Consider the following 10835-nt stretch of genomic DNA (forward strand, 5'->3'; position numbering starts at 1 on the left):
GGCGCGCCCCCTGTGGCGCACCGACCCGCCAGCCTACCGGCCCGCCGCGCGCACCACCGCGGCCGCCCTCAGGGGCAGTTCCCGCGAGGAGCGCCCCACCCACACCTCACGCCGTCCGGTGCCCACCACCCAGGCGTGCGGACCGGGGTCCCAGGAGGACAGCGTGCGGGCGTCGAGGTCGACGGCGATCCGCTGGGAGCGGCCGGGGGCGAGGCTGATCCGCCGGTAGCCGGCCAGGGCGCGGACGGGCTGATCGAGCGTGAGGTCCGGCGAGGGGCCGAGGTACACCTGCGCCACGTCCGTGCCCGCGCGGCGGCCGGTGTTGCGCACGGTGAACTCCACCCGCAGCCCGGTGCCCCGGGGCCGTACGGTGAGCTTCTCGTACTGCCAGGTGGTGTACGAGAGGCCGTGGCCGAAGGGGAAGAGCGGGGCCACCCGCTCCGCGTCGTACCAGCGGTGGCCCACGTGGACCCCCTCGCTGTACTCCTGACGCCCGCCGACCCCCGGGTAGCGCACCGGGTCCGCGCCGACCGGGGTGGCGCGCTCGTCGGCGGGGAAGGTCTGGGTGAGCCGCCCGCCGGGGTCGGCGTCGCCGAAGAGTACGGCGGCGGTGGCGCCCGCGCCCTCCTGGCCCGGGTAGTACATCTGCAGCACGGCCGCGGTCCGCGCGAGCCAGGGCATGGCGGTCGACGAGGACGTGTTGAGGACCACGGTGGTGCGCGGGTTGACCGCGGCGACCGCCTCGATCAGCCGGGCCTGGCCTCCGGGCAGTCCCAGGCCGGTCCGGTCGCTGCCCTCGGTGGCGTCCTCGTAGGCGAACAGGACCACGCTGTGGGCCGCCGCGGCCACCCGTACCGCCTCGGCCACGTCGGCGGCCCGGCTCGCCCGGGTGGTGTGGCGCAGTCGGAAGCGCGCGCCCGGGTCGCCGCCGTGGGCGCCGACGGTGAGCTTGTGGGTCCCGGGCGCGAGGGCGAGCGTACGGCGGCGCACGGTGAGCCCGTCGGGGGCGGCGCCGAGCAGCCCGCCCGCGAAGTACTCGGCCACGCCCTGCTGGACGGGGAAGACCTCCTCGCCGTCGAGGCGCACGTCGGGCCGCTTGCCGGTGTAGTGGACGAGCAGGGTCCACTCGTCGGCCTCGCGGAGCGTGAAGGCGCCCTCGTAGTGGTGCTCCTTGCCCGCGTCCACGACCTGGTCGTCCAGGGCGGCCGCCGGGGTCAACAGGCCCGCGGGCAGCGGGCGCCCGTACAGGTCCTCGCCGAGGGCGTGGCGGACCTCGGCCCCCTTGCCGGCGCGGGCGCGGATCGCGGCCAGCGGGCTGGCGGCCCGGTCCCGGTCGGGGACGACGTGGGCGCTGCCGCCGCCGCTGACGAAGGGCACCTGGCCGGTGGGCCCGATGACGGCGAGGGAGCTGGCGGCGGCCCCGGTGAGCGGCAGGGCCGCCTTCTCGTTGCGCAGCAGGACCGCGCCGGCGACCGCGACCCGCCGGGCGAGCGCGGCGCCGGCGGCGGGATCGCGGGCCGGGCGGGGCGCGGGGGACGCCTCCAGCAGGCCGAAGCGGTCCATGGTGCTGAGCACCCGGCGCACCGCGAGGTCCACGGCGTGCTCGGGCACGGATCCGGCGCGCACGGCCTCGCGCAGCGGGTCGCCGAAGTGGGTACCGGTGGGCATCTCCATGTCGAGGCCCGCGGTGACGGCCGCGACGGTGCTGTGGGTGGCCTGCCAGTCGGACATCACCCAGCCGTCGAACCCCCAGCGCCCGCGCAGCAGTTCGTTGAGCAGCGGCTTGTTCTCGCAGGCGTAGGTGCCGTTGACCTTGTTGTACGCGCCCATCACCGAGCCCGCGCCGGCCGCGACGGCGGCCTCGAAGCCGCGCAGCTCCGTCTCGTGCAGGGTCTGTTCGGTGGCGACCGCGTCGACGGTGTCGCGGCCCTTCTCCTGATTGTTGAGGGCGAAGTGCTTGACGGTGGCGATCAGCCCTTCGTCCTGGATGCCGCGGACCACCTCCGCGACCAGGTCGGCGGTCAGCCGCGGGTCTTCGGAGTAGGTCTCGAAGTTGCGGCCGGCGTAGGGGGTGCGGATGAGGTTGACCATGGGCGACAGCAGCACGTCCTGGCCGAGCGCGCGGCCCTCGCGGCCGATGACGCGGCCGTAGGCGCGGGCGAGGGCGGGGTCGAAGGCGCTGGCCAGCATGACGGGCGCGGGCAGCGCGGTCGCCGGGCGGGCCACCCGCACTCCGGCCGGTCCGTCGGCGAGCCGCAGCGGCGGGATGCCCAGGCGCGGTACGCCGGGCACGTAGCCCGCCTGGCCGAGCGGGGCGGGGTCCACGGCGCCGTGCAGCAGTGTGGTCTTCTCCTCCAGGGTGAGCCGCTCCAGCAGCGCGTCCACCCGGGCGCCGGCGCCGGGCCGGGCGGTGGCGCCGGCCGCGCTCGCTCGGGCGGCCGTACGGGCCCCCGCGCGCGGGGGCACCTGGGGGACGCAGCCGCCCGCGCCGAGGGCGGCGCCCGCCGCGCCCAGCAGCCGGATGGCGGTACGGCGGGACACGGCCTCGCTCATGGGGGCTCCCTGGAAGCGGCAGTGGGCGGGGCGGCCCGCGCCGGACCGCCCCCGGCCCACTGTGGGCCACGCGGCGCCCGGGCCCGCCGGGACGCGCCCTCGGCGGGGCGGCCTTCCACTGATGGGACGCACCCGGACGCACCCGGGGCGCATCCGTCGCCCGCAGGCTCAGGCGTTGGGGCGCAGCGTCCAGACGACCGTCATCTCGCCGGTCACGGCCTCGTCCTCGCGCTGGATGGCGATGGTGACGGGGAACTCGGGGCGGCCGCCCGCGTCGAGTTCGGCGATCACGTCGGCCGCCGGGCGGCCGAGGGTGGCGGTGGCCGTGACGACGCCCTTGGCCAGCTTCTTGTAGCCGATCTCGGCCCGGACGGCGAGCGGCACGGCGCGGGAGAGCTGCTCCCCGAAGGCCGCCAGCACGATCGCGCCGCTCGCGGACTCGGCGAGGGTGAACATGGCGCCGGCGTGCGGGCCGCCGACGTGGTTGTGGAAGTCGCTCTGGTCGGGCAGGCGGACGACCGCGCGCTCGGGGGTGGTCTCCAGGAACTGGAGGTTCAGGGTCCGGGCCATCGGCACCGTCGCGGCGAGCAGTTCGCCCACGTTCATCTGTTCTGCGCTCATGACGAGCGATGTTACCCACGAGTAGGTGGCTTGACCAGAGCCGTAACGGGACCGGACGTGGTTCCCGCGTCCCGCTCCCACTATCGTTACCGGCCATGTGGCCAGGACAGCAGCAGCCGCCCGGGGGCGAGCAGAACGCGCAGGACGCGCAGAACAACCCGTACCAGCAACAGCCGGGACAGCCGAATCCGTACCAGCAGCCGGGGTACGCGGAGCAGCAGCCCGGCTACGGGTACCCGCAGCCGGGCTACCAACAGCCCCCGCCGACCCAGCCGTGGGGGCAGGCACCGCCCCACCCGCAGGAGCCCGCGCGGGGGGGCAAGGGGTCGAGCCCCTTCGCGACGAAGACCGTCGCCATCGTGGCCGCCTCCGCGGTCGTGGTGGCCGCGGCCGTCACCGGAGCCTTCGTCCTGACGAGGGACGACAACACCAAGAAGGACGTGGCCGACGACAAGCCCGCCGCCAGCTCCCCCGCCCCGGTCCCGCCGGCCGCGCCGACCGGCAACCCGCGCGCGGGCGGCGACGTCGCCCCCGTGATCCCCGGCTGGAAGGTGGTCGTCAACCCGAAGTACGGGACCGCCTTCGACGTCCCGGCGGACTGGAAGGTCGACGGCTCGGGCATGACCTACGGCATCACCGACGACTCCAAGAACGACGGCTCGCCGCTCCTGAGCATGTCCGCGCCCGCGGAGTACAAGGGCGAGTGGTGCAAGGTCGACTCCGACAAGAACGGCAAGGAGGAGTCCACCGCCCTGGCCACCACCGGCACCAAGGGCGGCCAGGGTGCCAAGGACACCGCCGAGGCGGCCTACAACGAGGCCGGCAACTGGGTCTTCGCCGCCTACGCGCAGAAGGCGCCCAAGGGCACCGTCAAGGTGGGCACGGCCAAGGAGTACACGACCCTCTCCGGCCTCAAGGGGCACATGGACACCGCGACCGTCAGCGGCCTGCCCAAGAAGGACAAGTGCGACACCGACGGCAAGTCCATCGCCTTCAGCTTCAAGACCACCAACGGCGACTTCTCCAGCTGGGTGCTCTACGGCCCGGCGAACGTCCCCGACGAGGTCAAGCCCGAGGTCTACGAGAAGATCCTCAGCTCGGTCCGGCTCACCGCGGGATGACCTCCCGCTCCTCCGCCCCCGGACCGTTAATCCGTTTGGCTTCCCGGTCCGGGGCGGGGATAGTCCGGGGGTGAGCTCCCGCCCCGCCCCCGGCCCCCCGTCCGCGCGCCGTCACCGCCCCGCCTGGGCGGGACGCAACTACACGTTGCTGACCGGCGCGGCGGTGGTGACCAACCTCGGCAGCAACGGCGCGCTCATCGCGTCCGCCTTCGCCGTGCTGGAGGCGGGTGGTTCCAGCGGGGACGTCGGTCTGGTGACCGCCGCCCGTACGCTCCCCCTGGTCCTCTTCCTGCTCATCGGCGGCGCCATCGCCGACCGGATACCGCGCCACCGGGTGATGGTGGCGGCCAACGCCCTCAACTGCGTCTCGCAGGGCGCCTTCGCCGTGCTCGTCCTCTCCGGGGACCCGCAGCTGTGGCAGATGATGCTGCTCACCGCGCTGTGCGGCACCGGTACCGCCTTCTTCAGCCCGGCCGCCGAGGGCATGCTGCTCTCCAGCGTCTCGGGCGAGCACGCGAACCGGGCCTTCGCGCTCTTCCGGATGGCGGTGAACGGCGCGGGCATCGGCGGCGCCGCGCTCGGCGGGGCCATGATCGCCGCGATGGGCCCCGGCTGGGTCCTCGCGGTCGACGCGGTCGCCTTCGCGCTGGCGGGAGCCCTGCGCGCCTTCCTCGACGTCCGTCACATCGCCCCCAGGGAACCCGGCGGCAGCCTGCTGGGCGATCTGCGCGACGGCTGGGTCGAGTTCCGCAGCCGCCCCTGGCTGTGGAGCATCGTGCTCCAGTTCTCCGTCGTCGTCGCCGTCGTCGGCGCGGCCGAGGCGGTCTACGGGCCGCTGGTCGCCCGGGACCACCTGGGCGGTCCTGCCCCCTGGGGGCTGGCCCTGGCCGCCTTCGGGGTCGGCACGCTGGGCGGAGCCGTCCTGATGATGGTGTGGAAACCGCGCCGGCTGCTGCTGGTGGGCACGCTCTGCGTGTTCCCGCTGGCGCTGCCGTCGGCGGGGTTGGCGGTCCCGCTGCCGACCTGGGGGCTGTGCGTGGTGATGCTGGTCAGCGGGCTGGCCATCGAGGTGTTCGGCGTCAACTGGATGACCACGATGCACCAGGAGATCCCGGAGGAGAAGTTCTCCCGGGTCTCCGCCTACGACTGGTTCGGCTCCATCTCGATGCTGCCCGTCGCCACCGCCCTCGCGGGTCCGGTCGAATCGGCCGTCGGGCGCACCGAAGCGCTCTGGGGCTGTGCGGCCCTGGTCGTCATCGTGACGGCCGCCGTCCTCACCGTCCCCGACGTCCGCCGGATGACCCGCAAGCCGGTGCCCGCGCTCCCGGCCGGGCCCGCCGAGCCGGTGGGCGGGAGCGCCCCCCTGGTCAAGGCTCCGGTCGACGCCTCCTAGGAGGCGCCCCGGGCTCAGCCGATGCTGAAGGCTCCCTCGGGCGGCTCCGGCGAGGCCACCGCATCGGCGTCCCGTACGATCGCGGCCCGCCCGGCCAGCTTCGCCACCCCCGCCCCGTACTCCACCCGGGCCGGGAACGCGTCCGCCGCGCACGCCCGCGCCAGGGCCGCCACCGGCAGCTCCCGGGCGGAGCCCACCAGCACGGCGTTGCCGAAGCGGCGTCCGCGCAACACCCCCGGTTCCGCGATCAGCGCCAGCTCCGGGAAGACCGTGGCGAAGTTCGCCAGCTGCCCGCGCAGGAACGCGAAGGGCGCCCCGTCGGCCAGATTGGCCACGTAGGTCCCGCCGGGCCGCAGCACCCGGGCCGCCTCGCGCGCGTACTCCACCGAGGTCAGCTGGGCCGGCACCCGCGAGCCCCCGAACACGTCGGCCACCAGTACGTCCGCGCTCGCCGCGGGCGCGGCTTCCAGCCAGGCCCGCGCGTCGGCCGCGTGCAGCTCGATCCCGGCCCGCGCGGGCAGCGGCAGGTGCTCGGCGACCAGCTCCAGCAGCCCCCGGTCGAAGTCGACGACCTGCTGCCGGGAGCCCGGCCGGGTGGCGGCGGCGTAGCGGGGCAGCGTCAGCGCGCCGCCACCGAGGTGCAGCAGGTCCAGCGGTGCGCCCGGGCCGGCCGCGCAGTCCAGCACGTGCGCGAGCCGGCGCACGTACTCGAATTCCAGGTGGTGCGGATCGTCGAGGTCCACGTACGACTGCGGGGCCCCGTCCACCGTCAGCAGCCAGGCCCGCCGCCGGTCCACGTCCGGCATCAACTTGGCGGTGCCCTGGCCCACGTCCCGGATCACCGGGATCTGTTCGTCGTCCACCCCACCATTGTCGGGCAGCTCAGAGGGTCCAGACGGCCGCCGCCTCGGCCGCGTGCGCGGCGGCCTGCGCGAGGCCCGCCCGGGCCGCCGGGGCCCGCCGGGCCGGGTCCAGCACATTGCGCCCGAAGACCTTGCGGGCCTCGGCGGACGGGGTGATCAGCAGCACCTTGGACCCGTCCGCGCGCAGCCGTTCGACCTGCGTGCCGGGCGAGGGCGAGACCCCGGTGCCCATGGCCATGGGCGCGAGGACCACCACGCGCCGGTAGCCCGTCGCCACGTCCGCGTTGGCGGCCGACCGCACGCCCCCGTCGACGTAGCGCCGCTCCCCGACGCTCACCGGGGGCCACACCCCCGGCACCGCGCAGCTCGCCGAGACGGCGTCGACGAGGCCGACCCCGCTGTGCCGGTCGAAGTCGGCGGCGGCCCCGGTCCGCGCGTCCACCGCGGTGACCACGAACCGCCGCTCGGGCCACTGGTGGGAGACCAGCCGCGCTTCCAGCACCTTGCGCCGGGCCCGCTCGTCCCCGGTGTCGGCGGCCAGCGCGATCTCGCCGACCCGGCGCCGGTAGGCCGTGGCGTCCCTGGCCCGCATCATGGCGACGGCGTAGCGGGCGACGAGCCCGGCGCCCATCTTGGCCGGGATCTCGCCGCCCGCTCCGGCGAGCTGGCGCTCGTAGAGCTCGCGCGGGGTCAGCAGGCCCGAGGTCAGCTGGGCGCCGACGACGGAGCCCGCGGAGGTGCCGACGACGAGTTCCGCGGCGGACAGGTCGATGCCCGCCTCGGCGAGCCCGTAGATGATCCCGGCTTCCCAGCCGACCCCGGTCAGGCCCCCGCCGCCGAGCACCAGCGCCGTCTCGCCGCTCATCGCAGCCCCCGCTCATCCGTGTGTGGTGACGGCAGTCTGCCGCAGGCGGGCCGCCGTCACCACGGTGGCCTTCGGGTCAGCCGAGAACGGACGTCACCGTTCCGGCGCCGACCGTCCGCCCGCCCTCACGGATCGCGAAGCCGAGCCCCGCCTCCAGCGGCACGTCCCGGCCCAGCTCGACGGTCATGGCGACCGTCTCCCCCGGCCGGGCGAGCGCCGCCTCGCCCAGGTCCACGTCCCCCACGACGTCGGCGGTGCGGACGTAGAACTGTGGCCGGTATCCGCTGGCCAGTGGCGTGGTCCGGCCGCCCTCCCGGGCGGACAGGACGTACACCTGGGCCGTGAAGCGCCTGCGCGGCACCACGCTGCCCGGGGCGGCGACCACGTCACCGCGGCGGATCCCGTCGCGGTGCACGCCCCGCAACAGGAGGGCGACGTTGTCCCCGGCCTCGGCGGAGTCCATCGGCTTGCCGAAGGTCTCCAGGCCGGTGACCACCGTCTCGACCGGCTCCCCGGCGGCGCCGAGCAGCGCGACCCGGTCGCCCATGCGGACGGTGCCGCGCTCGATGGCGCCGGTGACGACCGTGCCCCGCCCGGTGATGGTCAGGACGTTCTCCACCGGCAGCAGGAACGGCGCGTCCGTGTAGCGCACCGGCATCGGTACATAGGTGTCCACGGCGTCCAGCAGCGCCAGCACCGCCCCGGTCCATCGCGGGTCGCCCTCCAGCGCCCCCAGCCCGGAGACCCGGACCACGGGAGCGGTGTCGCCCCCGTACCCGTTGGCGCTCAGCAGCTCCCGGACCTCCAGCTCGACCAGGTCGATCAGCTCGGGGTCCCCGGCGTCGGCCTTGTTGAGGGCGACGACGATGTGGTCGACGCCGACCTGGCGGGCGAGCAGTACGTGCTCGGCGGTCTGCGGCATGACCCCGTCGAGCGCGGAGACGACGAGGATCGCGCCGTCGAGCTGGGCCGCGCCGGTCACCATGTTCTTCACGTAGTCGGCGTGACCGGGCATGTCGACGTGGGCGTAGTGGCGGGTGTCCGTCTCGTACTCGACGTGCGAGAGGTTGATGGTGATCCCGCGCCGCGCCTCCTCCGGCGCCCGGTCGATCCGGTCGAAGGGCACGTAGGACGCTCCCCCGCGCTCGGCGAGGACCTTGGTGATGGCGGCGGTGAGGGTGGTCTTGCCGTGGTCGACGTGACCCATGGTGCCGATGTTGAGGTGCGGCTTGGTCCGCACGAAGGCCGTCTTGGCCATGACTGTTTCCCGTTTTCGCGTTGTTCCGGTGGCCGAAGGCGACCGGAAGCCTGAACGGGACCCCTGGATCCTGCCGACCCTCCCCCTGCGGGGTCCGCCGGACGATCCGGGAAGGGTCAGCTTCGTGCGCCGCCGAAGGGCGCCGGGAGTGCGGATGCGACATCCGCTGCGGTGGGTGCGATGTCCACGACGGCAGCCTTCGGCGCGTCCGCGACTGCGGACGGCGCTGCGGGGAAGGGGTGCCGGAACATGGGACCGATCCTGTCCCAGCGGCGCCACCGCGTCGAACGAATTAACGACCCGCGACCACGGGACACCGGTCGCTTCGCCGCATGAGGTCCGGATCACGGCGCCCCGACGGGCCCGTCGGTTAGTCTCGGCGGATGTCCCCCCTGCTTCTGGCGCCCTGGTTCCGGCTGGCCCTGCTCGTCGTGCTGCTGGTGGCGGCCGGCGTGTGCGTGCTGCTGTTCGAGCCCCAGCGGATGCTGTCGCAGGGCTGGACCGGTTCGCTCCCGCTGGGCACGGCGGTCCTGTCGTTCGCGGTGGTGTACGGGCTGTGCACGGCGGCGTTCGTGCCGCGCCCGCTGCTGAACCTGGCCGCGGGAGCGGTCTTCGGCGCGCAGTTCGGCCTGGTGGCCGCGGTCGGCGGCACGGTGCTCGGCGCCGCCGTGGCGTTCGGGCTGGGCCGTGCCATGGGGCAGCGGGCGCTGCGGCCGCTGCTGCGCGGGCGCTGGCTGCTGGCGGCGGACGGGCAGCTCGGCAGGCACGGGTTCCGATCGATGCTGGCGGTGCGGATCTTCCCCGGGGTGCCCTTCGCGGCCGCCAACTACATCGCCGCGATCTCGCGGTGCGGCTGGGTTCCGTTCCTGCTGGCGACGGCGCTCGGCACCGTCCCGAACACGGCGGCCTACGTGATCGCCGGGGGCAGCGCCTCCTCGCCCACCTCGCCCGTCTTCCTGGCCTCGCTGGGCTTCATCACCGTCTCCGGAGTGCTCGCCGCGGCCGTCGCGTGGCGCAAGAGGCACAAGCTGGCTGCGCCCCCTACGAGCGGCCTGACGCCGCAGCAGACCCCAGTGGTCGGCGTGGTCACCCGGACGCCCTAGCATCGGACGCGAACTTCCCGACGATCACAAGGACGAGCGCACCCCGACATGAGCTGGTTCGAATCCCTAATCCTCGGTCTCGTCCAGGGCCTCACGGAGTTCCTCCCGATCTCCTCCAGTGCACACCTGCGGCTGACCGCGGCGTTCGCCGGCTGGCACGATCCCGGAGCGGCCTTCACCGCCATCACCCAGATCGGCACCGAGACCGCCGTGCTGATCTACTTCCGCAAGGACATCGCGCGGATCATCTCCGCCTGGTTCCGTTCCCTGACGAACAAGGCGCTGCGCTCGGACCACGACGCCCAGATGGGCTGGCTGGTCATCGTGGGCTCGATCCCGATCGGCGTCCTCGGCATCTCGCTGAAGGACCAGATCGAAGGCCCGTTCCGTGATCTGCGGCTGATCGCCACGACCTTGATCGTGATGGGCATCGTCCTCGGCTTCGCCGACTGGCTGGCCTCGCGCGACGAGAAGGGCGGCAAGCACCGGGTCGTCAAGCAGCGCAAATCGCTCAAGGAACTGGGCGTCAAGGACGGTCTGATCTTCGGTGTCGCGCAGGCGATGGCGTTGATCCCGGGCGTCTCCCGCTCCGGCGCGACCATCTCCGGCGGTCTGCTGATGGGCTACACCCGCGAAGCGGCGGCCCGTTACTCCTTCCTCCTCGCCATCCCGGCCGTACTGGCCTCGGGCGGCATGGAGTTGAAGGACCTCGGCGAGGGGCACGTCTCCTGGGGTCCGACGATCTTCGCGACGGTCATCGCCTTCGTGGTCGGCTACGCCGTGATCGCCTGGTTCATGAAGTTCATCACGACGAAGAGCTTCATGCCCTTCGTGATCTACCGGATCCTGCTGGGCATCGTGCTGTTCGTGCTGATCGGCATGGGTGTGCTGAGCCCGCACGCGGGCGAGTCCGCCGGCTGACGCACCGCACACCCGCACGCGGGGGCCGCACGGGAACGTTCCCGTGCGGCCCCCCCGTCGTTGTGGCTGGGAGAACGGTGTCGCAGCAGGGGGTGGACAGCCATGAAGCGAGTGGTGGTGGGGCGGTTTTCGGCCGG

At 74.0% G+C, this 10835-nt stretch carries 9 protein-coding genes; 4 read left to right on the plus strand and 5 right to left on the minus strand.

Annotation, left to right across the window (positions count from 1 at the left end):
* Window positions 1-33 precede the first annotated feature (33 nt).
* Window positions 34-2553 carry a beta-glucosidase gene (locus ACIBEA_RS08090; protein ID WP_399258972.1) on the minus strand — a complete coding sequence of 840 codons (2520 nt, stop codon included), beginning with the start codon at window positions 2551-2553 and terminating at the stop codon, window positions 34-36.
* A gap of 168 nt (window positions 2554-2721) precedes the next feature.
* Window positions 2722-3174, minus strand: coding sequence for a DUF4442 domain-containing protein (locus ACIBEA_RS08095; protein WP_399258973.1), 453 nt, complete (start codon window positions 3172-3174; stop codon window positions 2722-2724).
* 95 nt (window positions 3175-3269) lie between these two features.
* Here ACIBEA_RS08095 and ACIBEA_RS08100 point away from each other — a divergent pair, with 95 nt between their 5' ends.
* Both ACIBEA_RS08100 and ACIBEA_RS08105 read left to right on the plus strand, forming a co-directional pair.
* The gene (locus ACIBEA_RS08100; RefSeq protein ID WP_399258974.1) at window positions 3270-4295 is read left to right on the plus strand and encodes a hypothetical protein; all 1026 of its coding nucleotides are present in this window, start codon (window positions 3270-3272) and stop codon (window positions 4293-4295) included.
* A gap of 70 nt (window positions 4296-4365) precedes the next feature.
* Window positions 4366-5688, plus strand: coding sequence for an MFS transporter (locus ACIBEA_RS08105; protein WP_399258975.1), 1323 nt, complete (start codon window positions 4366-4368; stop codon window positions 5686-5688).
* Window positions 5689-5702: 14 nt separating this feature from the next.
* On the opposite strand, the gene ACIBEA_RS08110 is transcribed toward ACIBEA_RS08105, so the two are convergent.
* The 3 genes from ACIBEA_RS08110 to tuf all read right to left on the minus strand — a co-directional run bounded on the left by ACIBEA_RS08110 (window position 5703) and on the right by tuf (window position 8674).
* Window positions 5703-6494 carry a spermidine synthase gene (locus tag ACIBEA_RS08110; protein WP_399259074.1) on the minus strand — a complete coding sequence of 264 codons (792 nt, stop codon included), beginning with the start codon at window positions 6492-6494 and terminating at the stop codon, window positions 5703-5705.
* A 76-nt stretch (window positions 6495-6570) separates the two neighbouring features.
* Window positions 6571-7416 (minus strand): patatin-like phospholipase family protein, encoded by an 846-nt coding sequence (locus ACIBEA_RS08115; protein WP_399258976.1) that lies wholly within the window; start codon window positions 7414-7416, stop codon window positions 6571-6573.
* A gap of 76 nt (window positions 7417-7492) precedes the next feature.
* On the minus strand, window positions 7493-8674 hold the full coding sequence (gene tuf, locus ACIBEA_RS08120; protein WP_399258977.1) for an elongation factor Tu: 1182 nt from the start codon (window positions 8672-8674) through the stop codon (window positions 7493-7495).
* A gap of 383 nt (window positions 8675-9057) precedes the next feature.
* Here tuf and ACIBEA_RS08125 point away from each other — a divergent pair, with 383 nt between their 5' ends.
* Window positions 9058-9777 (plus strand): TVP38/TMEM64 family protein, encoded by a 720-nt coding sequence (locus ACIBEA_RS08125; protein WP_399258978.1) that lies wholly within the window; start codon window positions 9058-9060, stop codon window positions 9775-9777.
* Window positions 9778-9825: 48 nt separating this feature from the next.
* Window positions 9826-10698, plus strand: coding sequence for an undecaprenyl-diphosphate phosphatase (locus tag ACIBEA_RS08130; protein WP_399258979.1), 873 nt, complete (start codon window positions 9826-9828; stop codon window positions 10696-10698).
* Window positions 10699-10835 lie beyond the last annotated feature (137 nt).

This window comes from Streptomyces sp. NPDC051555, assembly GCF_044454405.1.
Lineage (GTDB): Bacteria > Actinomycetota > Actinomycetes > Streptomycetales > Streptomycetaceae > Streptomyces.